Origin of the sequence: Ornithinibacillus massiliensis (genome assembly GCF_018310345.1) — a bacterium.
Taxonomy (GTDB): Bacteria; Bacillota; Bacilli; order Bacillales; family Amphibacillaceae; genus Ornithinibacillus; species Ornithinibacillus massiliensis.
This window is the reverse complement of sequence record NZ_JAGXBY010000001.1, coordinates 621,771-647,781: the sequence shown is the minus strand read 5'-3', so window position 1 is coordinate 647,781 and position 26,011 is coordinate 621,771. Positions and strand designations below refer to the sequence as shown.

At 37.7% G+C, this 26,011-nt stretch carries 23 protein-coding genes; 7 read left to right on the top strand and 16 right to left on the bottom strand.

What is annotated here, in order from left to right:
- Nucleotides 1-248: 248 nt before the first annotated feature.
- A complete protein-coding gene (gene ku / locus KGF86_RS03115) occupies nt 249-1,088 on the bottom strand; it encodes a non-homologous end joining protein Ku (RefSeq protein ID WP_186868282.1) in 840 nt (279 codons plus the stop codon).
- Between the two features lie 107 nt (nt 1,089-1,195).
- On the opposite strand from ku, the gene KGF86_RS03110 reads away from it, so the two are divergent.
- Nucleotides 1,196-3,007 (top strand): DNA ligase D, encoded by a 1,812-nt coding sequence (locus KGF86_RS03110; RefSeq protein ID WP_211741115.1) that lies wholly within the window; start codon nt 1,196-1,198, stop codon nt 3,005-3,007.
- A 30-nt stretch (nt 3,008-3,037) separates the two neighbouring features.
- Here KGF86_RS03110 and KGF86_RS03105 read toward each other — a convergent pair whose 3' ends face one another.
- The 4 genes from KGF86_RS03105 to chrA form a co-directional block, all read right to left on the bottom strand.
- Nucleotides 3,038-3,289, bottom strand: coding sequence for a hypothetical protein (locus KGF86_RS03105; RefSeq protein ID WP_186868280.1), 252 nt, complete (start codon nt 3,287-3,289; stop codon nt 3,038-3,040).
- Nucleotides 3,290-3,436: 147 nt separating this feature from the next.
- The gene (locus KGF86_RS03100) at nt 3,437-4,831 is read right to left on the bottom strand and encodes an L-cystine transporter (protein ID WP_186868279.1); all 1,395 of its coding nucleotides are present in this window, start codon (nt 4,829-4,831) and stop codon (nt 3,437-3,439) included.
- Between the two features lie 226 nt (nt 4,832-5,057).
- Complete coding sequence (locus KGF86_RS03095; RefSeq protein ID WP_186868278.1) at nt 5,058-5,498, bottom strand: OsmC family protein; 441 nt, start codon at nt 5,496-5,498, stop codon at nt 5,058-5,060.
- Between the two features lie 39 nt (nt 5,499-5,537).
- Nucleotides 5,538-6,716 carry a chromate efflux transporter gene (chrA, locus tag KGF86_RS03090; RefSeq protein ID WP_186868277.1) on the bottom strand — a complete coding sequence of 393 codons (1,179 nt, stop codon included), beginning with the start codon at nt 6,714-6,716 and terminating at the stop codon, nt 5,538-5,540.
- Between the two features lie 153 nt (nt 6,717-6,869).
- Here chrA and KGF86_RS03085 point away from each other — a divergent pair, with 153 nt between their 5' ends.
- Nucleotides 6,870-7,838, top strand: a complete 969-nt coding sequence (locus KGF86_RS03085; protein ID WP_186868276.1) for a DUF4003 family protein — start codon at nt 6,870-6,872, stop codon at nt 7,836-7,838.
- 74 nt (nt 7,839-7,912) lie between these two features.
- Here the strand turns inward: KGF86_RS03085 and KGF86_RS03080 are convergent, their stop codons facing one another.
- Nucleotides 7,913-9,646 carry a phospho-sugar mutase gene (locus tag KGF86_RS03080; protein WP_186868275.1) on the bottom strand — a complete coding sequence of 578 codons (1,734 nt, stop codon included), beginning with the start codon at nt 9,644-9,646 and terminating at the stop codon, nt 7,913-7,915.
- Nucleotides 9,647-9,831: 185 nt separating this feature from the next.
- Here KGF86_RS03080 and KGF86_RS03075 point away from each other — a divergent pair, with 185 nt between their 5' ends.
- Entirely contained in the window at nt 9,832-10,920 is a 1,089-nt protein-coding gene (locus tag KGF86_RS03075) for an AI-2E family transporter (protein WP_343221410.1), read from the top strand.
- Between the two features lie 78 nt (nt 10,921-10,998).
- On the opposite strand, the gene KGF86_RS03070 is transcribed toward KGF86_RS03075, so the two are convergent.
- Nucleotides 10,999-11,847 (bottom strand): GNAT family N-acetyltransferase, encoded by an 849-nt coding sequence (locus KGF86_RS03070; protein WP_186868274.1) that lies wholly within the window; start codon nt 11,845-11,847, stop codon nt 10,999-11,001.
- Nucleotides 11,848-11,942: 95 nt separating this feature from the next.
- On the opposite strand from KGF86_RS03070, the gene KGF86_RS03065 reads away from it, so the two are divergent.
- On the top strand, nt 11,943-12,125 hold the full coding sequence (locus KGF86_RS03065) for an SE1832 family protein (RefSeq protein WP_425516467.1): 183 nt from the start codon (nt 11,943-11,945) through the stop codon (nt 12,123-12,125).
- 89 nt (nt 12,126-12,214) lie between these two features.
- Here KGF86_RS03065 and KGF86_RS03060 read toward each other — a convergent pair whose 3' ends face one another.
- The gene (locus KGF86_RS03060) at nt 12,215-14,047 is read right to left on the bottom strand and encodes a cation:proton antiporter (protein WP_186868273.1); all 1,833 of its coding nucleotides are present in this window, start codon (nt 14,045-14,047) and stop codon (nt 12,215-12,217) included.
- Between the two features lie 280 nt (nt 14,048-14,327).
- Between KGF86_RS03060 and recQ the strand changes: the two genes are divergently transcribed.
- Nucleotides 14,328-16,472 carry a DNA helicase RecQ gene (recQ, locus tag KGF86_RS03055; protein WP_211741114.1) on the top strand — a complete coding sequence of 715 codons (2,145 nt, stop codon included), beginning with the start codon at nt 14,328-14,330 and terminating at the stop codon, nt 16,470-16,472.
- Between the two features lie 311 nt (nt 16,473-16,783).
- Here recQ and KGF86_RS03050 read toward each other — a convergent pair whose 3' ends face one another.
- The 3 genes from KGF86_RS03050 to KGF86_RS03040 all read right to left on the bottom strand — a co-directional run bounded on the left by KGF86_RS03050 (nt 16,784) and on the right by KGF86_RS03040 (nt 19,717).
- On the bottom strand, nt 16,784-17,857 hold the full coding sequence (locus KGF86_RS03050; RefSeq protein ID WP_211741113.1) for an aminoglycoside phosphotransferase family protein: 1,074 nt from the start codon (nt 17,855-17,857) through the stop codon (nt 16,784-16,786).
- A 25-nt stretch (nt 17,858-17,882) separates the two neighbouring features.
- Complete coding sequence (locus KGF86_RS03045; RefSeq protein ID WP_186868270.1) at nt 17,883-18,584, bottom strand: Type 1 glutamine amidotransferase-like domain-containing protein; 702 nt, start codon at nt 18,582-18,584, stop codon at nt 17,883-17,885.
- 128 nt (nt 18,585-18,712) lie between these two features.
- Nucleotides 18,713-19,717, bottom strand: coding sequence for a phosphotransferase enzyme family protein (locus tag KGF86_RS03040; protein WP_186868269.1), 1,005 nt, complete (start codon nt 19,715-19,717; stop codon nt 18,713-18,715).
- A 395-nt stretch (nt 19,718-20,112) separates the two neighbouring features.
- On the opposite strand from KGF86_RS03040, the gene KGF86_RS03035 reads away from it, so the two are divergent.
- Nucleotides 20,113-20,436, top strand: coding sequence for a hypothetical protein (locus KGF86_RS03035; protein WP_186868268.1), 324 nt, complete (start codon nt 20,113-20,115; stop codon nt 20,434-20,436).
- 263 nt (nt 20,437-20,699) lie between these two features.
- Here KGF86_RS03035 and KGF86_RS03030 read toward each other — a convergent pair whose 3' ends face one another.
- The 3 genes from KGF86_RS03030 to KGF86_RS03020 form a co-directional block, all read right to left on the bottom strand.
- Nucleotides 20,700-21,482 (bottom strand): class I SAM-dependent methyltransferase, encoded by a 783-nt coding sequence (locus KGF86_RS03030; protein WP_211741112.1) that lies wholly within the window; start codon nt 21,480-21,482, stop codon nt 20,700-20,702.
- A gap of 79 nt (nt 21,483-21,561) precedes the next feature.
- Nucleotides 21,562-21,735 carry a hypothetical protein gene (locus KGF86_RS03025; protein ID WP_186868266.1) on the bottom strand — a complete coding sequence of 58 codons (174 nt, stop codon included), beginning with the start codon at nt 21,733-21,735 and terminating at the stop codon, nt 21,562-21,564.
- Nucleotides 21,736-21,884: 149 nt separating this feature from the next.
- A complete protein-coding gene (locus KGF86_RS03020) occupies nt 21,885-23,129 on the bottom strand; it encodes an aminopeptidase (RefSeq protein WP_186868265.1) in 1,245 nt (414 codons plus the stop codon).
- A gap of 239 nt (nt 23,130-23,368) precedes the next feature.
- Here KGF86_RS03020 and KGF86_RS03015 point away from each other — a divergent pair, with 239 nt between their 5' ends.
- On the top strand, nt 23,369-23,686 hold the full coding sequence (locus KGF86_RS03015; RefSeq protein ID WP_186868264.1) for a winged helix-turn-helix transcriptional regulator: 318 nt from the start codon (nt 23,369-23,371) through the stop codon (nt 23,684-23,686).
- A 104-nt stretch (nt 23,687-23,790) separates the two neighbouring features.
- Here the strand turns inward: KGF86_RS03015 and hutG are convergent, their stop codons facing one another.
- Both hutG and hutI read right to left on the bottom strand, forming a co-directional pair.
- Complete coding sequence (gene hutG / locus KGF86_RS03010) at nt 23,791-24,762, bottom strand: formimidoylglutamase (RefSeq protein ID WP_186868263.1); 972 nt, start codon at nt 24,760-24,762, stop codon at nt 23,791-23,793.
- The gene (gene hutI, locus KGF86_RS03005) at nt 24,759-25,967 is read right to left on the bottom strand and encodes an imidazolonepropionase (RefSeq protein ID WP_211741208.1); all 1,209 of its coding nucleotides are present in this window, start codon (nt 25,965-25,967) and stop codon (nt 24,759-24,761) included. The genes hutG and hutI overlap by 4 nt, the downstream gene beginning before the upstream one ends.
- Nucleotides 25,968-26,011: the final 44 nt, after the last annotated feature.

Below are 26,011 nucleotides of genomic sequence, written 5' to 3'. Positions count from 1 at the left end.
TCTTTGGGTCTATCTTCCTTTCGCTCGGGAGCATCTCTTTTCATTTTGGGCCTATCTTGCTTCGGGACGGGCGCTTCTCTTCTCTCTTTGGGCCCATCTTGCTTCGGGGCGGCGCATCCTGCTTTCGGATGGAGGCATATGTTTTCACTTTGGGCTTATCTCACTTCCCCACAGGCGCATCTCCTTCCCCAAGGGCCCATCCCCCCCTGCTCAAACAGAAACCCTCACCATATAAGTGAGGGTCTAACTTACTGTGCTGCTTTCTTTTTAGTGGTTCCTTTTTTCTTCTTAGGTTGTGATGGCTTTGGTTTATCCTTTTTAGCTCGATCTAATGATGCTTGTAGAGCTCCCATCAAGTCTGTAACATTGTCTGGCTTTGGCTTGTCCTTTGCAGTAGTGGTTTGGTCGGTATTTTTCTTTTCTTCAATTAATTCTACCAATGCTGTTCGGTATTCATCCTTATATTTGTCAGGTTCAAATTCAGTTGTAAGTTGGTCGATTAACATCTTAGCTGTATCTAATTCTTTTTTGGCAAGTTCTACATTTTCAGGAATATTTGGAACCTCTTTCACATCCCTAACTTCATCGGGATAATGAATGGTCTCTACAACTAATGCATTTTTATAAATACGAATGACCGCTAACTGCTCTTTAGAACGAATCATCATTTTGGCTACACCGATTTTCCCGCTTTCTTCCAGGGCTGCTCGTAATAACCCATATGCCTTACTGCCACCCTCATTAGGCGACAGATAGTAACTCTTTTCAAAGTAAATTGGATCAATATCCTCCAACTTTACAAAATCAATTATTTCTACTGCCTTATCCTCTTGCTCCTTTTTTAACTCCGCCAGATCTTCTTCGTCTAGAATAACAAATTTATTTTTCGCATATTCATACCCTTTGACAATATCCTCTGTTCCAACTTCTTTTTCACAGACAGGGCATACTTTCTCATACTTAATAGGCGACTTACATTCCTTATGAAGCTGTCTTAAGGAAACATCTTTATTCTCCGTTGCAGCGTGCATTTTTACAGGTATATTCACTAGCCCAAAGCTAATAGTTCCCTTCCACATCGTATGCATTCGAAATCCTCCCTTTTTCATAGTTTGTCGAAGTTCATGATTTTTAATCGTTGGATGATTATTTTATCATTATTTCAACCATCCTATTATGGAAGGGAGTTATTCCTATGGATGTTATGAAACCAATCGCGACAAAGGATATTCCAAAGGGTGAAGACTGGCTATATGAAGTGAAATATGACGGATTTCGCTGTGTCCTCCATTGGGGAGATAATGGCGATATTAAACTTATCAGTAAAAATAAAAAAGACCTTACTCCACAATTTCCAGAAATTATTGCTTATTGCAGGGAGAAAGCAGCAATAGTTAAAAAGCAACTTCCAGTAAGCATAGATGGGGAACTTGTTATTTTAAATAATCCATACCAGTCCAACTTCTCCCTTATTCAAAAGCGTGGTCGCTTAAAGAATAAAGAATCTATCCAAAAAGCTGCACAATCTAGACCCGCAACCCTACTGGCATTTGATTTGTTCGTATTGGCAGGATCCGACATATCTAAAAAGCCTTATGAGACTAGAAAAAGTGCATTATCATCATTCTTCGACAAAGGAAAAATATGTCGTCATGCGGGGAATCGGATTGGTTATGTGAAAGCTTTTGAAGATCCTGACGAGTTATGGAAAGTCGTCTTTAACCATAAAGGGGAAGGGATCATTGCCAAACGGAAAAAGAGTCCCTACCGCCCTGGAAAAGCTCATCAAGATTGGTACAAGATTAAGAATTGGCGATTGATACATGCTTTCCTGACGGCATATGACAGCAAAAACGATTATTTCACTGTACAGGTCTTTGATGAGGAAGCATTATATTCTGTTGGCAAATGTAAGCATGGACTACCAGATACAGATTTTGATACGGTGAAGAAATTGTTTATCGAAAATGGTAAAAAGAATGGCGTAAACTATACCCTTCCACCTGCAGTCTGTGCCGCGATACACACCTTAGATATTTACCAAGGTGAGCTCCGCGAACCAGAATTTAACCGGATTGCTACAGAGATAAAGCCAACTGAATGCACGATAGGGAGACTAGAACTGGATTTAGCTATGCTGCCTAGCGTAATTGAGTTTGCAAATACAGACAAATTATATTGGCCCGCGGTTGGTCTTACTAAAGGAAATTTCTTACGCTATATTCGCGAAATATCTCCGTACATGTTACCTTTCTTAAAGAGTCGAGCACTTACCACTATACGTTGTCCAGATGGTGTTGATGGTGAGTCTTTTTTCCAAAAGCATCTCCCCTCCTATGCACCGGATTTTATTACAGGGATTGGAGAAGGCGATGAGAAAATCATGGTATGTGATTCACTTGAATCGTTATTATGGTTTGCTAATCATGGTACATTGGAATATCATGTTCCATTCCAATTCGTAACGAGCAAGAAGCCAACCGAGATTGTGTTTGATTTGGATCCACCAAGTAGAGATGAATTTGTTTGGGCGATTAAAGCAGCTCGCATTATTAAACAGTTGCTTGATGACTTACAACTTAAATCCTTTATTAAAACCTCTGGAAATAAAGGCCTCCAAGTCCATATTCCAATTCCAGAGCAAAGTATGACATATGAAGATACCGGAGTATTCACCCAAGCAATAGCCTACACGGTAGAAAGTCAGCATCCCGATCTGTTTACTACAGAAAGAATGAAAAACAAACGAAACGGTAGGCTCTATATCGATTACGTTCAGCACGGAAAGGATAAGACATTAATTGCTCCTTATTCAACAAGAAAAACGGCAGAAGGAACCGTAGCAACACCTCTGTACTGGGAGGAAGTAACAGATGCTTTACGACCAGAAATGTTCACGATAAAAAATGTAGTAGAGAGGGTTAAACAAAACGGTTGTCCATTTCAGGATTATTTCTTAGTTGGGGAAGAGCAAAATATGGAGCTTGTGCTAAATTTAATCCAATAGTAAGCGGGATATATAGGTGGCAACTATTAACTAGTTTCCACCTTGATTGTTTCTTCTTTTCTTGTAAATCACATTCCACACCCTTAAAATTGCTCCTATCAATAGCACCATAATCGTAATAAAAATGATAGGATTTGAATTTTCTAGTTCTACCCCTTGATTCACTTTTTCTTCTTCTAACCTATTCCATTCATCAGCGCTCTTTTCCGCCATTCCGTAACTAGTTGGTAATGCAAATAGAAAAATTAGTGAAACAAGCATTGCAAAAACATTTCGTTTCAACTACACATCCATCCCTTCTTATCATTAAAATATTGAAGGTCGTATATTGTAAGGGTGGCATCATTTTTTACTATGTAAATATACTTTACTTTTCGTCTAACAAAAATAGAACCGTTCCTAGTTAATATAGGAACGGTTCTTGTTATCTTATAGTGATTTTGCTTCTTCAATCGCGGTTTTATCATTAAATACTTTACTATTAAAGTTTCCAAGTATTCTTGATGTTAACGTACCAGTAACCATTGCACCATTAACATTTAAAGCCGTACGTCCCATGTCAATGAATGCTTCAATTGAAATCAATAGACCCGCTAATCCAACTGGTAATCCCATAGAGGAAAGAACGATAAGTGCAGCAAATGTTGCTCCACCACCAACACCAGCGATTCCGAATGAGCTAAAGCCAATAATTAATACCAGTGGAACTAAGAATTCCCAAGTTAATGGATCAATTCCAACAGATGGCGCGATCATGACCGCTAGCATGGCAGGGTAAATACCGGCACATCCATTTTGCCCCATAGTCGCACCGAACGATGCGGACATATTGGCAATACCCTCTTCTACACCTAGTGCATTTTTCTGAGCAGAAACATTTAACGGAATCGTTCCAGCACTTGAACGTGAAGTAAAGGCAAAGCTTAGTACAGGTAATACTTTTCTTACATAATTTATCGGATTTAAACCAAACACACCTACTAATACTAGGTGAATAATAAACATAATGGCTAATGCTAAGTAAGATGCTAATACAAACTTACCAAGCTGTAAAATTCCTGCAAAATCTGTTGTAGCTACTGTATTCGCCATCAAGGCTAAAATACCGTATGGTGTTAAACGTAATACTAGAGTCACAATACGCATGACAACACCATATACCGCATTAACCATCTTCGTAAAGGTCTCCGCTTGTTCTGGATTTTTGCGACGTAATCCAAGAACGGCAACCCCAACAAAGATGGAGAAGATTACGACCGCAATAACAGATGTTGAACGAGCTCCTGTCATATCTAAGAAGATATTAGACGGAATAAAGTTTAAAATACGCTGTGGTGTTGTAACTCCTTCTACATCAGACGAATAACGTTCTTCCAGTGAAGCAGCACGATCTTGTTCTGCTTGCCCTGCTGTAATTTCTTCTGCATTTAAATCAAAAATAGTTGCCGCAGCAACCCCGACTAGAGCAGCTACCATTGTCGTAACAATGAGAAGTCCAATAATCCAACTAGCCATTTTACCAAGCTGCGCTGTTTTCTCAAGGTTTGTAATTGCTTGGATAATCGATATCATAACCAACGGCACAACAATCATCATTAGGAAGTTAATATATCCTCGCCCAACGATACTGTACCAATCTGTCGTTAAAGCAAGCGTGTCAGATCCACTTCCATAAATCCATTGTAATAACGCCCCTAGTACAATCCCTAATCCTAGACCTGTAAATACTCGTTTCGTAAAGGAAACATGTTTGCGTTGCATATAAACTAATAAACCAATAATAACGAGTAATACGGCAATATTTAAAATGACCATCCAGTCCATGTATAAATCCCCCTCTAATTTTTAATAAGTTATGTCTTCTACATGACTATCGCTACTAAAATTGATAAATCCGATAAAATTAGTATGACTTGAATAAGATACATCGTTTTTCACCAAGTGTCAAGAGAATGAATTCAACTATACTGACAAAAAGTAATGTAATTAGCTATTACCACTACTGGCAAAATGAAGGACACTACGCGTATACGTAGTGTCCCCCTATTTTTTATAAAATATGATATTGTAGTTCCAGATCCACATTACCTTGAATTGCTCGAGATATCATACAGCTTTTTTCTGCTTTTTGAATTAACTTTTCCAATACTTCATAATCCTTCTCACTTGCCTGGCTTGTTAATGAAACGGTAGGTCGGTGTATAATTTTTTTATATGTAAATACACCATTTGTTACATCGACAATCCCTTCTGACTCTAAAGCCATCTCTTTTAATGGTAAATTGGCTCGTTCCATCATCGCTGCTAAGGTAATAATATAGCAAGTAGCTGCGGCACCAAGCAGCATTTCATCTGGGTTTGTCCCAACACCTGGGCCATCCATTTCAGTAGGAATGGAAATCTTCGTCTTTAAATTTCCTGCGTCAATATATCCCTCACTATTTCGTCCGCCTGGCCAATCCGCTTTTAAATGAAAATGATGTTCTGCCATCTTAACTCACCTCATTATTCATTCTAACGGAATACTTCTTTAAATGAAAAAGTAATGCATAATCTCTCCTAATACAACTCCAATAATTACAATCATCCACGCAGGAGTTTTCCAGAAATACATTAGGGCGAATAAAATCGCTGCTAACGAGAAGCTCGCTGCATTTGTAATGGAGCTAGTAAAAACAGGATCATAGAATGCGGCTAGTAAAATACCGACTACACTTGCATTGACTCCTGTTAAAATCCCCTGGAAGCGCTTGTGCTTGCGCAGTTCACTTAAGAAAGGAAGTGCACCAATGATAAGAAGAAATGATGGTAAAAACATAGCTACCGTCGCAATGATTCCCCCTACAAGACCACTAATCATCGTTCCAAGGTAACTGGCAAATGTAAATAACGGACCAGGTACAGCTTGAGCCATACCATAACCAGCAAGAAATTCACTGCTTGTTACTAATCCATTCGGGACAACCTCTTGTTCTAATAACGGTAATACCACATGTCCTCCACCAAATACAATGGAACCAACTCGGAAGAATGTATCAGCTATACTTACATATTGATTGTTCATCACCTGTGCCAAAATAGGCAGTCCAATTAATAGAATGACTAATATGGCTAATGAAATAATACCTTGTTTTTTTGATATCGACATGGAGAAAGATGTTACGTTTGACACGGCATGCTTAGAAAAAAGAAAATAACCAATAATAGCAGCACCTATAATAATCGCAATTTGTATAATAGCAGAAGGAAATAATAACATGACTAACATTGCCATAACGCTAATGGCAATACGGGGCTTGTCAGGAGCCAGATTCTTCCCCATCCCTAACACAGCATGTAGTACTACTGCTACAGCTACAATTTTTAAACTTGCGATCCACGTCGCATCTCCTAAGGAAAAGGATTGGAATGCTAATGCAAACAGGATTAAGACGAGAACAGATGGCATCGTAAATCCGAACCAAGAAACAACCCCCCCCAACAATCCACCACGCAACATTCCAATAGCAATACCGACCTGGCTACTTGCCGGTCCAGGAAGAAACTGGCATAGCGCAATAATATCGGCATAGGTCTTATCATCAAGCCATTTTCGCTTGTCAATATATTCATTTTTAAAAAAGCCTAGATGTGCCACTGGTCCACCAAAAGAAGTGAGTCCTAGCTTTAAGGAAGTTCCAAATATCTCTAATAATGAATTTCTCTTCATCGTTACCTCCAAACGTTTTATTTTTTCTAAGGTAACATATTCTACCCGAATTCCGCTTCAAATTTACTTAAAATTTACAAAGTACAAGTAACGTGAAACTATTCAGCTACCAATTTCGTAATATAATTACCTTCCAATGAAAGGAGTATTCCTTTGAATAACGTACTGGATTCTTATAAACAAACGTTTGATTTACTCAAACGCCATATGAAGTGGAAAGTATCGGACAAGCGAATTCTCATGACCATTTCCTCTATATATGTTCTTAATCAAAAAACACTAGATGTGGACCGTTTTCTCCAATTAGCAGATGCCATCAAAAAGAAAGCAGGTCTCTTCTCTAGCATTCGCTCACATCCAAGATTTACGACAGCTGCTATGCTAGATGTGAAACTAGAAAGGCCGGAGGATAAGGTCGATCAGCTTCATGAACTTTACGATTTATTTAGAGAAGCAAGATTTGGGAGTGGCGTATTCACTTATATTGCAGCAACCATTTTATTAACCAATGGACAGCTAGATCCAAGAGTAACCATTCTGCATGCTAAAGAAATTTATGATGGAATGAAACGTGAGCATGCCTTCTTAACAACAAGTAGTGACTATCCAATGGCAACACTCCTTGCGTTAGAAAATAGAACAGGTATTATTCAGCATATTGAAGATTTCTATAACGAACTTCCCAAACATGGATTCCGTAAAGGTAATGACTTACAATTCCTAAGCCATATATTAGCTCTTAATACAGAGGCTCCTAAGCATGTGCTAATTAATCGGGTCATCCATGTCATGGATTCTTTTGTTCAAGCACACATAAAAGCAAAACAGATGTATTATCCAATTATCGGAATGCTCGCATTACTCCCTCCAGAGGAATATGATATAAGACCGATTCTTTCCCTTTATGAGGAATTGAATTCGGAAAAGGAATTTAAATGGTATAAAGATATAAATCTGATACTAGCTGCGAGCTTCTTTATGAATGAAAAAATAGAGAAAAACGGGTTAGCTGAAACGAGTTTAAGTACAATTCTTGAGGCAATCTTACAAGCACAACAAGCCGTGATGATTGCAACCGTTACCGCTACTGCAGCTGCAAGCTCGAATAATAGTGGAAATTAACATAAAAAAGTCCTCCGCTCAACTTTGAACGGAGGACTTTTTTATCCCAATTCTTTCCTTATCACAACATCTATCTAAGAGATAATCTCATTAATCACCTGATTTATTCTCTCTTTAAACACTCCTAATGTTTCTTCACTTTCTGATAGACTTGCACCACATGTTCCAAAATAGCATTTAATTTTGGGTTCTGTTCCAGAAGGTCTCAGACATACCCAGTTATTGTTTTGCAAAATAAATTTCAATACATTCTCTTGTGGGAGCTCTATAGTTTCTATTTCTCCTGTAGATGTGATATAACGTTCACTTACAAGGTAGTCCTCCACTTGTTCCACTCTATACCCTGCTATTTCCTTAAACGAATTTTCACGAATGGTATTCATAATAAGGGCTATTTTTTCCGTACCTGCCATTCCTTCTAGGGTTAGGGAAGACATTCCTTCACGATAATAGCCATGCTTTTCGTATAATCCATCTAGTGCATCAAGCAATGACTTCCCTTGCTGCTTCCAATAGTAAGCCATTTCACTAGCCATTACTGCTGCTTGAACCGCATCCTTATCGCGGGTGAAACTACTTATTAAATAGCCGTAGCTTTCTTCATATCCAAAGGCAAATGCCTCACCTGTCGAATCAAATTGATGAATTTTCTCACTAATATATTTAAATCCAGTTAGTGTGTTGATTGTTTTCACACCATACGATTTCGCTACTGCCTGTCCTAGCTCCGATGTTACGATTGTTTTTAATAAACGATAATTAGATAATAGTACTTTATTAGTATGAGATAAAATATAATCCACTAAGAGAGCTCCTAGCTGATTCCCTGTAAGTACGGTATAATCTCCTATTTCATTTTTAACCGCAACACCTAAACGATCTGCATCAGGATCAGTCCCTAATAGAATATCTGCATCCACCTTTTTCCCAAGTTCAATAGCCATGGAGAATGCTTGATGTTCTTCAGGGTTAGGAGACGCTACTGTTGAAAATTCTGGATCGGGCTTTGCCTGTTCCTCTACTACGGATACATTCGTAAACGCTAGCTGTTCTAATCCTTTCGTAACCAAGCTGTATGCTGTTCCATGTAGAGGTGTAAATACAATATTTAAGTCTTTTTCTTGCTTCACTTCCTCAACTGGAAGCTTGGTAATTTGTTTAAGCTGTTGCAAATAGGCATTATCTACTTCTTCATCAATCCATATTAATAATTCTTGTTGCTCTAAAACTTCCTGTTCAACAACAGGAATTTCTAGTTCGTTTTCTATTTGTTGAATGGCCTCGATTATTTTATTTGCTTCATTCGGGACCATTTGTCCACCATCTTCGTTATATACCTTAAAGCCATTATATTCAGGTGGGTTGTGACTTGCCGTAATCATCACGCCTGCTGCTGTCCCTAAGAAGCGAACAGCGAACGATAGAAGCGGAGTAGGTCTAATTGTTTTAAATACATAGGTTCTGATTCCAAACACACCAAGTGTTTTAGCTGTTTCAATAGCGAATTCCCGTGACATATACCGTGAATCATAGGCTACCACGACACCACGGTCTTTGACATTTACTACATTATTTAATAGATATTCCGCTAATCCGTGTACTGCCTTACGAATGGTATATATATTCATGCGGTTAGTCCCAACACCTAATACACCACGGATTCCACCGGTTCCAAATGTTAGTTCCTTATAAAATGCATCTTCTAATTTTTCTTGATTCGTTTGTAAGTCATCTAGCTCTTTTTTTAATTGAGAATCTAGGGATTGGAAAGCATTCCATTTCTCATAGACTGACTTCCAGTTCGTCATTGTCATAAGCCTCCAGCACTATAATATGTTCAAATTTTATCATAAAATCTAGTAATAATCTAATTGCTCTTTTTTTCGTTTATTTCTGTTATTATTAGGAAAGAATGATAGATAAGAAGATGTAATTTCCTAATGCGAAAAAGTTCGAATTATTATATGATTACCCTATACAGGTAGAAAGTGTGATGAATATGTTTAATAAACGTTGGTTTCAGACTCTTGTTGGTTTGATTCTAGTATTTCTATTAATCTATCTTGTGTATTTAACCCGGTTCATCTTTGATCCTGTCCTAAAGTATATTGGGGCAGTAGGATTTCCACTAATTGCAGCTGGATTACTCTACTATTTAACTAGACCAATTATGAAACTCCTCATTCGATACAAGGTACCAAGAATTCTTTCTATTCTATTAGTATTTATCATACTGATTGCAGTCGTTTATTTTTTCACGATTTTCATTATCCCGATTGCACAGGATCAATACGCTAGATTCGTTGACAATATCCCGATCATGATGAAGGGTGCAGAAGATGTTATTCGCTACGTTCAAGCAAACCAAAGTATCATTCCAATAGAAGTATATGAAACCATGGATAATTTCATTGATAATATGCAAACATATATTGAAGGCTTTATGACTTTCTTATTCAGTTTTATTAGCCAGTTAATTGGGTTTGTCTTCGTCCTAGTCTTAGTCCCATTCTTCCTATTTTTCATGTTAAAGGATGGGGAAAAATTCGTACCATTTGTGACGAAAATTTTTGCCGACAAAAAGGCAAACAACCTACGTAATTTGTTACGAAAGATTGACCACACCTTATCAGCTTACATCCAAGGACAATTGCTAATCAGTCTAAGTATTGGGGTAATGCTATTTATTGGTTATTTAATTATTGACTTAAATTACGCTTTATCGCTTGCACTATTCGGAATGGTTATGTGTGTTGTTCCGTTTGTAGGACCATTTATAGCGGTTTTACCGGCATTGATTGTTGGGGCATTCGAAGATCCAATGAATATCGTTTGGATTTCGTTGATTATGATCATCGCACAACAAATAGAAGGCAACTTTATCTCACCGAATATCATGGGGCATGTCTTACGAATTCACCCCTTAACGATTATTACAATTATTCTAGCAGCAGGTAGTATTGCTGGCTTTATTGGTATTCTAGTAGCTGTTCCATTCTATGCAGTCGTTAAGGTTATCATCATGCATTTCTATGAAACTTACCAGGATACTAGGAAAAATAAAGAGGATGCATTGTTATAGAAAAACAGCGACGGGCTATGTCGCTGTTTTTTATCGTATGATTGCATATTTGATTGCCTCAATCCACTCCACAAACCATTATTCAAAATGGTACTCCACGGACTCCCCGATGTCGTAATAGCCGATTTTTCGGTAAATACTGTTTGATGTAGGATTAGCTAAATCGGTATACAAGCTACAAAATGTATACCCATCATCTAGCAGTTTTTGGGATAGCGCTGCTACTACGCTGGTTGCATGGCCTTTTCGCTTATATTGATCCGGAGTGAAGACAGCATTAATCGTTGCACCGTTTTTGGTTTTTCGCGAGTTATTTGCCATCGATACAACCTCCCCGTTTACTCTCCAAAGGTAAAGGGACTGATTTTGGATATAGGTTCTCGCCATGCTATCTGCTCGTGATTTAGAAATGGGCACATTGGCTTGTCCACCAAATTGGTATAGCCATTCTCTTACGATAGACAAATGTGCGTCAGTCGCTAGAATAAGTTTTCCTTCTGGATTTGGTGTGACCTTCACTTCGTCCAATTGATAGATTAGTTGTTTCATATGTATTGTTGCTTTTTTCCCAGATAGTTCCTTCCAGAGGCTTACAAATTGATTCGCTTGCTCACTTCGACCAAGAACACCTGGAACAGGATATTTATGTCGGTATAGATAGTGAACGATAGCTGGAATTACTTGTTCAGTTGGACCATCTACACTGGGAAGAATCCATTTATTTGGAGGAGTTTGCATAAAAGCATAAATAGGTTCTCCATCTTCTTCCACTAATCCTAATCGAATACCGTCCGAGAATACGCCGATTGTTTCTTTTCCTCTTTCTAATAAGCCTAACATTAAGTTATTGAGTACTTCCTGATTTAGCAACAAGTCCTCTACACGTTCTAGATAACGCTTGATGGAAGACTCTAATCGTACTTTCATGCATTACACCCCTTTATATGATAATTTAATTTATTTTACATCAATTTATTGTTTTGTAAAGGTCTACACGATAAACTTAACATAAGGGGTGAATGATGATGACAAAAAAAGAGCTTTACGATAAATTAGATGAGCTTAAATCGGATTATGTTCGAATTCAAAGCGATTTAGATAAATTAGTGTATGTTCGTGGCAGAGCTTCTTCTGCTCAGGAGCAACTTGTACGTATTGAAGAGGAAATTGCCGAGGTTTATAAAAAACTAGAAGCATTTGAATAAAGCTTATATAAAAGCACTGTAAATTGTGATATCTACAGTGCTTTATTTGATAAATGCTACCACTTAAGCTAGACAAAAAAAACTATATCTTATCCTTCATTAGTCAATCTAGCTTGGATCTTTGCTTTTTCTTTATTTGGTGGCATTAGACTAACAATGATGTCTCCAGCACTTGGTACGGTGCGCATTTCCTCAGAGTAATAATTAATTTTTCCTGATGGTTTGATGATATAGAGGAATACTGTCTCCTCATCCTTTTCATCTAGGTATTGCTTATAAGAGTATTGCTCCGTAATCATCGTTTGACGGAATACAAAGCCACTATCTACTTTTTCTATTAAATCCTCTAAATTGACTTCGTGTTTGAATAAAATCCTACCACCAACTTTAGAGACAATTTCCGTTGATTTAGAGACTTTATCATATGGGCTTACCTTAAAGACATTCGTACGGCCATATTCCGGCATAAACGTTGTACAAACTAACGCATTATATGAATTACTATCCGTAGCAGCAATTAAATACTCATATGGAATGGTGTCTAAATGGTGTTCTGTCTGCTCGGATAGGAATTCCTCATGATAAAAAGGTACTCCCGCTTCACGAGCAAGCTTCAATTTCTGCCAGGAACGATCTACAATAATAATAGGTACATTCACTTTTGCCAGCGACTTGGCAAGTTCTACGGTAAACTTATTACTTCCTACAATTAATGTTCCTGGTCTACCTTCCATAGAAAGATTTAATCGCTTCGCAAGCCAGCCAATCGAAAAGCCATGGGCGATAACCGTAAAGAATACCAGACCAAATGTTAAGGTCGTTAGAATTTCCGCATCCTCATAACCAGCATCTAACAATATCGTAGCGAAATAACTAGATACGGTTAAGGCAACAATCCCCCTTGGGGCAATCCATCCGACTAGTAATTTTTCATTAAATGTCAGTCCTGTTCGGAATGTGGAAAGAAAAATAGATAACGGTCGAACTAAGAACATCATTAATAGAACATACCCAATGATATTTGGACTAAAAATTTCCAAAATCGTATCGATTTGCAAGGATGCTGTTAGCATGATAAAGATTGCTGAGATTAATAAAATCGAAATATTTTCCTTAAAGTGACGCATATCAGCAACCGAGGAAATCCCCATATTCGCAAGCGTGATTCCCATTGCCGTTACAGATAATAATCCTGTTTCATGCATAATTTCATCAGCTACGGTGAAACAAAGAATGACAACTGTGAACACGGCTGGCGATTTTAAGAACTCTGGTATATGCCCTCTTTCAAATATAAAGCCAATTGCCCGTCCGCAAAGCCAACCGAAAACCGCAGCAAACATAGAAGCCGCAAAGAACATAATTAACGCTGTTCCATCCGGGTCATTCGCAGTTAGATAAACAATTATCTCGAAAGCAAAAACAGCGAGTAATGCCCCAATTGGATCAACAATAATTCCTTCCCATTTCAAAATCTTCGCTGGTCTCGGTTTTAATTTTGCTTGACGAAGCAGAGGCATTATAACGGTTGGTCCCGTAACAATGAATAAACCACCAATTACAAAGGCAACAGCCCAGGATAAACCGGCTATATAATGTGCTGTTAACGATCCAAGAATCCACGCAATAAAGGCCCCGACAGTGGATATTCTAAAAACTGGTTTCCCTAATCCCCGTAACTCTTTAAAGCTTAAATTTAAACTACCTTCAAATAGAATGATGGCAACAGCAACAGATATGATCGGACTATAAAGACTACCAAAATCTTCTTCCGGATTTATAAAACCAAATACCGGGCCAATGAGAAGTCCCGTAACGGCCATGACTACAATTGCTGGCATCCGAAAACGCCATGCCACCCATTGCGAGCCAATACCTAGAAAGAAGATTAACATAACTTCAAATAATAATGATGGTACCATTCGATGCCCCCTATTTTAAAATATAAGGTCATTCTATATTCCCTATAAATAAAAGTAAACTATTATATATTATTTTGAATTAGAGAAATAGAATGCAGAACTCTTCGAGAAAATAATTTATTCATAATACCAGACTCCAACGTAACACATATGTAACTTTTCTCCTTTTCAGTTATGAAAACATCACTTATTCGTAATAATAACCTACTAGAATTAGTATTTACCAATTCGATTACCTTATCAATTTATGTTAGGATAAATGATGATGAGGAGGAAAAATATGATACTAGAGCAAGAAAAGATTCTCAAAACATATTTTGGTTATGAATCCTTTAGACCTGGTCAAGGGGAAGTAATCGAGCGAGTAACCAATACGACGAACACGCTTGCTGTTATGCCAACTGGTGGTGGTAAGTCAATTTGTTATCAAGTCCCTGGCCTAGCGCTTGACGGTACAGCTATTATCATCTCCCCGTTAATTTCACTAATGAAAGATCAAGTAGATTCTCTCCTAGCGCTAGGTATTCCCGCAACCTTTATTAACAGTTCATTATCAACGGAAGAACAGGAAAGCCGTATGAATGAAATTGCCGATGGACGGTATAAATTTATATATGTTGCACCAGAACGGTTCGAATCCAATGGTTTTATCCATGTCATTAGAAGGATAAAAATTTCACTTGTTGCGTTTGATGAAGCCCATTGTATCTCCCAGTGGGGACATGATTTCCGTCCAAGCTATCGCTCAATCGTTCCTACCTTAAAACAAATCAGGAATATCCCTGTTTACATGGCACTAACAGCAACGGCAACGGAGGAAGTAATTTCTGATATTCAGGAACTATTACATATAGACAATCAGAACGTAATTAACACTGGATTTGCCCGTGATAATTTAGCCTTTCATATCGTCAAAGGAAAGGACCGTACAAGCTATATTCGTGCCTTCTTAGAAGAACATCAAGATGAGTCTGGCATCATCTACACTGCGACACGGAAGCAAGCAGACACACTGTATGATCAGCTTTCAAGCCGTGGAATAGAAGTAGCAAAATATCACGCAGGTATGTCAGAACATGCTAGGAAGCAAGCACAAGCTGCCTTTATTCATGACGAAAAACCGATTATGATTGCCACTAATGCTTTTGGAATGGGGATTGATAAATCCAATGTTCGCTACGTTATCCATTATTCGATGCCAATGAATATTGAATCCTATTATCAAGAGGCCGGCAGAGCTGGTAGAGATGGTGAAGCAAGCGACTGTATCTTGCTCTTTTCACCGCAAGATATCCAACTGCAAAAATTCTTAATTGAGCGTTCCTTAATGGATGATGCTGCGAAGCAAAATGAATATACAAAACTTCAAGCAATGGTCAACTACTGCCACACCCAAGTTTGTCTAAGCAGTTATATATTGGGTTATTTCAAAGACAAATCCCCACATAAAAACTGCGGCAGATGCAGTAACTGTGTAGAAAAACTAGAAAAGACTGATATAACAGAGGAGGCACAAATGATTCTCTCCTGTGTAAAACGAATGGGTGAACGTTTTGGGGTTAGTATGACTGCAAAGGTATTAAAAGGATCTAATGACAAAAAGCTTCGCGAATTTAGATTACAGTCATTATCCACTTATGGATTATTATCCGCTTATACAGAGAAAGAAATTACGGAACGAATTCACTTCCTAGTAGCAGAGCAGTTACTATCAACTGAACAGGGGAAATTTCCAACTTTAAAACTAAACCAACATTCAGTGGAAGTATTAAAAGGCCAAAGAACCGTGGAGATGTATACTGCGCCAATCCCTACTGGTGAAGAAGATGATTATTACAAGGACTTATTCGAGGAGCTACGTGCTCTCAGAAAAGAGATGGCAGACGAGCTCAATGTCCCACCTTATGTGCTATTTTCTGATGCTACGTTAAAAGAGCTGAGCAGGTATTTCCCAGATACAAAGGAAGATATGCTTGAAATTAAAGGTATTGGTGAGAAAAAGTATGAACAATATGGTGATGCCTTCTTGTCAGTCATTCAAAAGTGGCGTATTCACCATCCCGAAGCGAAAACTAGAGTGAAGATTTCTGGTGCTTCTCCTTCACCTAAACCAAAGAAAAAAGAAGAAGAAGGCCCAAGTCATTTAGTTAGCTACAAACTATTCCAATCTGGAAAATCTATTAAAGATATCGCAACGATTCGTGAAATGACAACGATGACCGTTGAAAACCATTTATTTAAGGCCTTTCAAGAAGGCTATCCGATTGCTTGGAATATATTTTTCAATGCAGAAGAAGAAGCAACAATTCTAGCAAAAAGAGAAGAAATCGAAGAGCCAAAACTCAAACCTTTAAAAGAAGCATTGCCTGATGGCTATGATTATACAAAAATAAAGGCTGCTTTGGTAAAGAATGGACTTATGTAAACATCTTTTAAGGATAAGACAAAAACCGTTTCAATCAAAAGGAAAATCGAATGGCTAGACACCATCGCTCCACATAATATGTACGGTTATTAGCAATCAAACTACTACTGAACGAGCTTTATAGACCTGTACCAGGGATGGTCATTCAGTAGTGCTACTAGCAGACATAGAAGTATCATAGGGGGCGTCCTTTTTCATAAGGAGATTGTACGCCACTCGGTTTTCCACTACATCCTTTTCATTGCATCTTCTTTAACACCCTAGATCATGTTCAGCCAATAGTGCTTATATTTATATTGAGAAGGTTCCTATTATAAAGCTAAGCAAGATTTTTCTAGTTCGTCTAAACATATGCTTAACCTATTGTTAATCATGTCCTTATCCCCCATTTGTTGGCGTATTTTATAGTTTAAATCGTTCCCATTCAAGATTTCGTAGTGCTCATACGTCTCTAATAAAACCCATAAAATATATTCATACTTTATCGACCGAATCAACCAAGTATCACCGCTTGTGTATCCCTTTATAAAACCGTCTCCAATATATCTCATTGTACTTGCGTTTTGCAGATATCCACTACTCCGATACCTCGGGGCAGTCGAATAAGCTGGAAGAAGAAATTTATAACAAAAAACAACATAACCTGCATATTTCAAGTCGAAATCTAACCTTGGAAATGGGTCAATTATCGAAACATTGTCTGAATGTACTATCATATTTTCTGGTGTTATATCTTGATTTACTAATGCTATCTTCTGCTGATGATTACGACGGTCTTTAATGATGTCTATCACCTTATCCACAACATTGATCTGATCGAATTGTAAATCTGCTCTAGTCAGCTTCTCCAATACACTTATATACTGGTCGTTATCATCTTGCCAAATTTGATTGACATCCTGTTGTACTTTACCTTCCAGTTTTTCCCCATTCCACTGCAACGCACCAAATCCCTCTAAACCCGTAGTTTTACTGTGCATCGACCGAAAGAAATCTCCTAACTTTTCCCCTACTGAAAAAGCATCATGATGACGTAATCTTTGAAGTGGCACTCCTTTTCCCATATAAGATTCGACTGTAAATACGATAGATTCGTCTAAAAAGTAATCAAAAAACGATGGACAAATCCCATCACAACACGCATTAGCATTCTGATAGTAAATTTTCGTAGATTCGTATTCAGAAATCAATGCATTCTCTTCATAATCTTGTACGGCCCCATATGCTTCCTTCTTTTTGATTCTTAATACAATATCTGCTGCTAGTGCCCTTTCTACTTTATATACATCATGCCAAGCACCTTCACCAATTTTTGAAATATGGTTTTTCGGTATATTTTCTAACGATAATTTTTGAATCGCTTGTATAACATCATCGCATCTCATTGCAATACTTTCTCCTTTATAATTCTTAATCAGCTTGTCCTAAATATCTTACATCCAATTCAAGCTCTTTCACTGTCTTATCCAGATAAACATTATAAGCCTTTGCATTAGGTCTTGAACTTACAATTTCTCTTAATTCTTGATTGATAAAATGAAGCGCTACACCATCATCCGTAGCAATACCAGCTTTCATTTCCCCTTTGCCTACAAGCTGTTGGTATGAAGGTCTACGATTTGTTTCTCCATCATAATGTGGGCAATTACTTCCACTAAGGAAACCTAAACAATTTATTTGTTCCAGTTTACCACCATAGGAATCGGTCACCCCTTCTTCAAACCAGCAAATAGAACCTGCACTGACACCAGCTAAAACTATACCTTGCTCCCAAGCCGTTTGTAATATAGTATCAATTCCCCATTCTTTCCATAATACAAGCATATTCTTGGTGTTTCCTCCCCCAACATAAATGATATCTTTTTCTAGTAAATAACTTTGCAAATCTCTGGTTTGCGGTTTAAATAGGGAAAGGTGAGAGGCTTTACAGTTTTGCTTTTCAAAGAAGCTATAAAACCTTGCTATATAATTATCTGAATCCCCACTAGCTGTGGGAATAAAACAAATTTTAGGGGTTGTTTTACCTGACTGATGAAGGATATATAAATCTAGCAAAGGATTATCTGGCTCCATCGAAAATCCTCCACCTCCAAGAGCTATTACTTGTCTCATCTTTCCACTTCCTTTATAACGGATTTTTAAAGAAATTAATCTACACCCCTATTTAAATGGATTTCGAAAAAGCCATTATTATTTTCAAAGGAGTTAATACTTCTGATAAATATTAACTCCTCCTATTACTAATCCTTATCGATATTTACTTCAATCGCTTCAAAAGATTGTCTGTAATCCTCGATATAGCCTGCTAATTTATTCCTTAGATTCAAGAGCCACTCTGGATAACCTTGTGATTCTATAATGTCCACGGATCTAATCAGTATGGCAAAACTGTTTATGTGGTGCATTCTTTCAAATTTATCCGCTTCCTTCAGAATGTTTTCATCTAATTCTGTCTTACTTTTATATCCACGAATAAATTCTCTTATAATAGGAGAATTACTATCAAATTCCCCTACATCCCTAAGGGCATAAATAATATCTGCGATAAACCAATGACTCGTACTGTCATCGAAATCGAGCATATTCATCTTTTCATTATCAAAAAGAATATTATCCAATTCAAAGTCATAATGAATGAGACCAACATTTTCTTTCGCCAATGGTAACCTCTCTGCCCAACTTTGTAATCGTTCTAGCTCTTGATGGGCTGATAGTTCACTTGCAGGAATAACCTCCTCTGCGACTTGAAATCGATCTCTCCAACTTGGACGATTTTCCAGCAGGTGATCAGGCATATTTTTCAAAGTAGCATGAAGCTCACCTAATGCTTGGCCCCATTTATAAATCTGGACATCCGTCAATTCTTCTAGTTCGTAATGCTGTCCTTTAAGTCCTTCAAACACAACGCAATGAAAGGTTCCCCATTTTGTTTCGACAACTTCAATATACTTTTCATTTCTAGATAACATTGGCTGAACAACGTTTAATGTGTGTTCCTTTAAATATGCAACAATTTTCAGTTCTGCCTCAATTACTTTAATATCTCTTTCTGAGGAATCATTGAACCTTAAAAAATATGGCTTACCTTCTCTTTGGAATATAAAAATGAAATTTGCACTGGCCCGTAAAAAATATACCGTTCCTTCATCATAATGCCATCTTGTTAAGATTTCCTCTGCCAATGGACTTCTCCATTCACTGTCCACGGTTTCGACAACTTTCATCATACTGCTAAGTTTCATCATAAAAATACTTCCCTTCCATAGAATATTGACAACAATATTCAACAAGCTTATAGGGAATTACGAAAATGAAAAGGAGAACCAACTTAAAATATGGCTCTCCTTGATTCTTTTCCATTTCCTTGTGAAAAGCCCCTCAAATCTTTTCCGTCCTAAGGGCAAACTATTACTTATCATTAAGAGGTAAGGACGAAGAAAGACCAAACTTATTGAATTTAGCAAACATCGACCTCACCCCTTCCGCTTTAAGTTACTTGTATTATATACTATAACCTTCCATAAAACAATGAATTTTCAAATTATTTTCTAATCCATTTTCTTTCATCTAACGAACAACCCACTTCTAATTTTCAACGATTAGATGTATAATATAGAAATTACTTTAAAGGGGTGGTTCTGTGAAAAGGTATATTGCCCTGTTCGTCCTGTTAACCGTAATGGGTCAATTTTATTATGCTCATGCAGTTTTTAAACACGAGAACCCGATTCTAGTCCAAGAATACGATACCCCAACATCTTCTACTTTAGATAATTTTTTCCCAGTAACTGGGGATGGAAAACTAAAGATTACGTTCCTGTTCCTGGGGACTATCCTAGTAGTAACCTTTATCTTTGTATTCTCGTTTAATCGACTTGTTCAATTCGTTAAAAGACGAACAGTATTATGTCCTATTTTTTATCAATCTAATTATTTAATCTCTACTTCTTTGAAAATCAGCTAAGTTATTTTCAAAGGAGGGTGAAAGCGATGATGGTCGCACGTTTCATTATGATGGGAATCTTTTCATTTACTGCGGTAATGTTATTGTCTTACCAAGGTACTGAAATTTTCCAAGCCTTTATGGATACTTTTCGTAAAAGTTAACATAATGGCTATGTAGAATATAGCCTAAAATCAATTATCCCGTATCACGTAAAATGGTGATACGGGATTACTTGTATTCGCTCATCCAGTTTAAAATAGACAACATTTTGTCCTACTTCGCTAAAATTCTTTTATCTTAACGGCCCTCGTTGCAATAAAGGTCTTAATATAATTATCTAGCATTCTTCGACCACCAAAGTCGTCTTCATAAAAGCCTGTGATGACAAATCCAGCATCTATCTGTCCTTGAATTTGATCTTCTAATGTATGACCAAATTCTAGTGCACGTTTAGTTGCACGATATTCTGCGAGTTTTTCATCTGATAAAACCTCCAAATCAGAGTATGGAATTTTGTGACGGACTACTAGATTCCCCTTGTCTTCCTCCTCTTCATCGAAAATATAAAGCAAAGGATTGGTAATTCCAGCGATTAGAACGCCGTTATTCTTCAACACTCGATAGGCTTCCTGCCAAACCGGTAAAATATCATCGACAAACACATTCGAAACAGGATGTACAATCATATCAAACGTCTCATCCGCCAAAAAGTGGAGATCTAACATGCTCCCTTGTATGGTAGTTAGCTTAAGCCCGTCACGCTTTGCCACTTTTCTATCCTGTTCTAGCTGTTTCTCTGATAAATCGACTACAGTTACGTCAGCCCCAGCTGCCGCTAAAACCGGTCCCTGTTGTCCACCACCAGAAGCTAAGCATAAAACCTTTAATCCATGCAGTGACTCAGGGAACCAATGGCGTGGTACCCTTTTAGTTGTCGTTAAATAGATTTCAACTTCTCCATTCTTACTTTTTTCTATAATCTCTTTACTCACTGGCATTGTATAGGTAACGCCATCCTCCACTTTCTTATCCCAGGCCATACTGTTCTGATTTAAAATATCCATTTGTTCGTCTCCTTTTTAATGAACTCACTTGCTTTAGAAAGGTATGCTTCATTTATTTATGGTTCTTTCCACGAATATGTCAGGTTGAATCCCAACTATATGTATGATCAGCATGTAAGAATTCCATTCCGGTAAATAGACCCGTTACATTAACCACCTTTTTACTACCATTAACAGGGAAGAAAAATATGATCGTTACCACTACGACTACAATGATTAACAACATCATCATATATCGTTTATATTGCTTCATCTTATTGACCCCTTTTATACGAAGAATTTACGACCTCCTTTTCATACGAATATCACACATAAAGGTTTCAATTTTACAAAAATTCACTCAATCATTATAAAACAACAAAAAAAAACTGCTACACCTCGTGTAACAGTTTGATAAGCTATTTAGTTACCTTTCATATCTAATGCCCAAGTACCACCACGGAATACTGGCTCCGTTGTACCATCGAATTTAACGCCATCGATATCTAACTCTTTAGAGCCAAACATAAAGTCAACATGTGTCAAACTATCGTTAACACCATGCTTATCCAGTTCTTCTTCAGACATAGCTGATCCACCTTCAATATTCGTTGGATAAGCTTTACCTAAAGCGACATGACAGGATGCATTTTCATCAAATAATGTGTTATAGAAAAGTAATCCAGATTGTGATACAGGTGATTCATGCGGTACTAATGCAATTTCCCCTAATCGGCTTGCACCTTCGTCTGTATCTAATAAATGTTTCAGGGTATCTTCCCCTTGCTCTGCTTTAAAATCAACTACTTTACCATCTTTGAAAGTCAATGTAAAGTTATCAATTAAACTTCCACCATAGTTTAAAGGCATTGTACTAGAAATAGTTCCATTAACACCATATTTATGCGGCATGGAGAATACTTCTTCTGTAGGCATGTTCGGATTGAACGTAATTCCTTTTTCAGAAACCGCGGATCCACCTTTCCAAATATGCCCTTCAGGAAGCTCCATTTCTAGGTTAGTACCCGGTGCTTTGAAAATAAGCTTCTTGTAATTCTTCTCATTTAAAATTTCTCGAGCTGTTTTTAATGTTTCATTATGTGCATCCCATGCTGCGATTGGGTCTTCTTGATCCACACGCACGATTTTCACAATAGCTTCCCATAGACTTTCTATTGCATCTTCTTTTGATTTATCAGGGAAGATTTTTTGTGCCCAATCCCCTGTAGGTATCGAGATAATTGTCCATGTAATCTTATCATTCATGGTATATTTACGGAAATTAGACATTGCTTGTGCAGCAGCTTTATTTGCCTTTGCTACACGGGTTGGATCAACATCTTTGAGCAAATCTGGATTAGTCGAACGGATGTTTAACACCGCCGCACCGTCTTCTGCAAATGAATCATGGAGCTTCACTTTCCACTCCGGATAATCCGCGATTACTTCATCTGGTGCATTTTCAAATTTCAATAAGGTTAGTTCATCGTCTACCCAGTTAATATGTACATCTTTTGCGCCTAGTTCATATGCTTTACGGACAACCAATTTAGTGAAGTCTACCCCTTCAAGTGGCGCATTAATCATTAAGGCTTGTCCTTTTTGTAAATTAACGCCAGTACGTAATGCTAACTCTGCGTATTTTTCTTGTATTTGTTGTGATACCATGTAATAACCTCCAATTAGTAATTATTGAGATAATGCTATTATTTCACAAATTAAGAAAATAGCCAACTACATGAGTTTATATTCGGGTAGGATTTTTCTGGAAGTTAGTAGAGACAAAGATAGTATCTGCATGTATAAGAAAACGAATTTTACACGTTGAAAAGGTTGTGATACAATTTATTTAGTTACTTTTTGTAAGCTAATGAATTGTTTCGATTCCATAAGAGTGAGGTGATCCTATGAGTGAATTATGTCCACGCTTCGAAAAAGCTATGCAGATTATAAGCAAACGTTGGGTTGGATTAATTCTTTTCGAATTATTAGATGGACCAAAACGTTTTTCCGAAATGGAATCGAATTTACCGATAAGTGGAAGATTGCTTTCTGATAGACTTAAAATGCTTGAAAAAGAGGGCATTGTAATACGTCATATATATTCTGAGTTTCCTGTTCGTATTGAATACTCACTATCCAAAAAGGGTGAGTCATTACGCCCTGTTATTCAAGATATTCAAAATTGGGCTAATGATTGGATTGCAGAAGAAGAAGTTAACTAGAGGGAAATATACTATATGAAAACCCGAATGAATTCTATTGCAAGAACTTATTCGGGTTTCATTTATTAGTATTTGTTACAGGTAGGCTATACAGTTAAATGATATTAAGTAATGTAGACACTTTTATTCCCGATACTTTTCCCCTTCATAAACTCCAATAATACATAGGCAGCTACTCTACTTGTCATATTTCGAAAATCAAGGGTAGGGTCGATTTCTACTATATCCAGTGCTTTTACTAAATCATGTTGAGCAGCGTCATAAATACCTTGTAACAGTGTTACACTGTCCATTCCTCCGGGGCCAATTGCTGGACAGCCTGGTGCAAAGGCTTGATCCAATACATCCATATCCACTGATAAATAAATAGCATCCACTCGTTTCGCTAATGTTATAATTTCATTCGTGAGTATATTGGAGAGGCTTTGATCTCGTACTTGTTTCATAGTATAGACAGTTACCCCATGATCCATTGCATACGTATGATAGGCTTTAGCATTGGTGAAGTCTCGGATTCCAATTTGCACTAGGTTTTCCCCTGAAATAACTTTATCCTCTAGTAATCTTCTAAACGGGGTCCCATTTGTCGGTCCACCATCCTCTGTATTACGTAAATCATGGTGGGCATCGAATTGAATGACACCAACTTCCCCATATTGTTCTCTAAAAGCCTTAATAGCGGAATAACTTACCGAATGATCCCCACCAAGTAGAAACCAGTTCTTTACATCCTCCTGTTTAAATATATCGGAAAGCCCTATACGAATCCTTTTCTGACTATCGTTAATATCAGTTGGATGCATCTCAATATCACCGAAGTCTACTATTTCCTCGTGTAAATCAAACGTTTGTTCACCGGAATATACGGTATAACTCTGCAGCGCTTCCCGTATCGCAGTAGGAGCAAATGCTGCCCCTGAATGACTAATAGATGCCTTGGATAATGGTAGCCCAACAATCCCATAAGAAATAGTTTTCCCTTTAGTCCAGGTTGTTAATAACTCCTTTGCCTTTTTCGTATATCGATCTTTAAATATAGCTTGGCCAGCTGGCTTCAGATAACGAAATTCTATCATCGTAGCCCCTGCCTTTCATAAATTACCTTGCCGTTTTTAATCACTGTATTCGTATGATTGACACCATAATGATATGGGATATAGAGATAGTTCGGTGCATCCCAAACAACAATATCCGCCTTTCTTCCAACTGTAATAGAGCCTGCAACATCTCCTCTGCCAATTGCATGGGCAGCATTAACCGTTACAGCATGCCATATCTCTTCGGGTGATAATTTTAACTTAAGAGCAGCGATTGACATGATTAATTGTAGATTTTCTGTAACAGAGCTTCCCGGGTTAAAGTCTGTTGAGATGGCAATGGCTGCTCCGGCATCAATCATCTCACGTGCTCTAGCATAATCATCCTTCCCTAGATAAAAGCTAGTACCCGGTAAAATAACACCAATCGTATTCGAATTTGCCAATTTTTCTATTCCTTCATAAGACGTTACAGCAAGATGATCACCACTAATAGCGCCAAGTTCTACCGCCAGCTCTGTTCCACCTAATGGGTCAATTTCATCGGCATGGATCTTTAAGCCAAATCCCTTTTCCTTCGCCTTCTTTAAATAACGCCTTGACTGGGGAACAGTGAAGACACCTGTTTCAGTAAAAATATCTACAAATTCTGCAAGGTTTTCTTGTTTGATTTCATCAAACATCTCACTCATCTCAAGAAGAAATGCCTCCGGGTCACCCTTGTAATGGACCGGAATGGCATGGGCACCTAGAAACGTAGAAACAATATCTAACGGATGCTGCTCATTTAATGCTTTAACAACGCGTAGCTGTTTCAGTTCCGTATCACGATCCAGACCATAGCCACTTTTTGCTTCCAAAGTAGTAATCCCATATGTAGCCATTCGATCCAAATGGAATAACGCCTTCTCTAGAAGACTTTCATATGAGGCTTCTTGTGTTGCCCTTACGGTAGATAATATTCCACCACCTTGTTTTAAAATATCTAGATATGGCACGCCTTGTTGCTTCAGAGCTAGTTCCTTTTCACGAGAACCGCCAAACACTAAATGGGTGTGTGGCTCTACAAGCCCAGGTGTTACTAATCTACCATTTGCATTAATTGTTTGAGTGGTTTCTAGTATAGTAGCTTCTTCCGAGGATCCTATCCAAACTACTACCCCATCCCTAATTCCGATTGCTGCATCATGCCATATCGTTAATGCGTTCATATCGGTACCTTTTACTGGGCCTTTTTTATCCATCGGTAAAAGCTCGCCAATATTTGTAATAAGTAAATCAACTTGCA

Bases quoted from the DNA above. Each gene is read 5' to 3' on its own strand.
- ku (WP_186868282.1), bottom strand. From the start codon at position 1,088: ATGCATACGATGTGGAAGGGAACTATTAGCTTTGGGCTAGTGAATATA.
- KGF86_RS03110 (WP_211741115.1), top strand. From the start codon at position 1,196: ATGGATGTTATGAAACCAATCGCGACAAAGGATATTCCAAAGGGTGAA.
- KGF86_RS03100 (WP_186868279.1), bottom strand. From the start codon at position 4,831: ATGGACTGGATGGTCATTTTAAATATTGCCGTATTACTCGTTATTATT.
- KGF86_RS03095 (WP_186868278.1), bottom strand. From the start codon at position 5,498: ATGGCAGAACATCATTTTCATTTAAAAGCGGATTGGCCAGGCGGACGA.
- chrA (WP_186868277.1), bottom strand. From the start codon at position 6,716: ATGAAGAGAAATTCATTATTAGAGATATTTGGAACTTCCTTAAAGCTA.
- KGF86_RS03080 (WP_186868275.1), bottom strand. From the start codon at position 9,646: ATGACGAACTGGAAGTCAGTCTATGAGAAATGGAATGCTTTCCAATCC.
- KGF86_RS03075 (WP_343221410.1), top strand. From the start codon at position 9,832: ATGAATATGTTTAATAAACGTTGGTTTCAGACTCTTGTTGGTTTGATT.
- KGF86_RS03070 (WP_186868274.1), bottom strand. From the start codon at position 11,847: ATGAAAGTACGATTAGAGTCTTCCATCAAGCGTTATCTAGAACGTGTA.
- KGF86_RS03065 (WP_425516467.1), top strand. From the start codon at position 11,943: ATGATGACAAAAAAAGAGCTTTACGATAAATTAGATGAGCTTAAATCG.
- KGF86_RS03060 (WP_186868273.1), bottom strand. From the start codon at position 14,047: ATGGTACCATCATTATTATTTGAAGTTATGTTAATCTTCTTTCTAGGT.
- recQ (WP_211741114.1), top strand. From the start codon at position 14,328: ATGATACTAGAGCAAGAAAAGATTCTCAAAACATATTTTGGTTATGAA.
- KGF86_RS03050 (WP_211741113.1), bottom strand. From the start codon at position 17,857: ATGAGATGCGATGATGTTATACAAGCGATTCAAAAATTATCGTTAGAA.
- KGF86_RS03045 (WP_186868270.1), bottom strand. From the start codon at position 18,584: ATGAGACAAGTAATAGCTCTTGGAGGTGGAGGATTTTCGATGGAGCCA.
- KGF86_RS03040 (WP_186868269.1), bottom strand. From the start codon at position 19,717: ATGATGAAACTTAGCAGTATGATGAAAGTTGTCGAAACCGTGGACAGT.
- KGF86_RS03030 (WP_211741112.1), bottom strand. From the start codon at position 21,482: ATGGATATTTTAAATCAGAACAGTATGGCCTGGGATAAGAAAGTGGAG.
- KGF86_RS03025 (WP_186868266.1), bottom strand. From the start codon at position 21,735: ATGAAGCAATATAAACGATATATGATGATGTTGTTAATCATTGTAGTC.
- KGF86_RS03020 (WP_186868265.1), bottom strand. From the start codon at position 23,129: ATGGTATCACAACAAATACAAGAAAAATACGCAGAGTTAGCATTACGT.
- KGF86_RS03015 (WP_186868264.1), top strand. From the start codon at position 23,369: ATGAGTGAATTATGTCCACGCTTCGAAAAAGCTATGCAGATTATAAGC.
- hutG (WP_186868263.1), bottom strand. From the start codon at position 24,762: ATGATAGAATTTCGTTATCTGAAGCCAGCTGGCCAAGCTATATTTAAA.
- hutI (WP_211741208.1), bottom strand. From the start codon at position 25,967: ATGGATAAAAAAGGCCCAGTAAAAGGTACCGATATGAACGCATTAACG.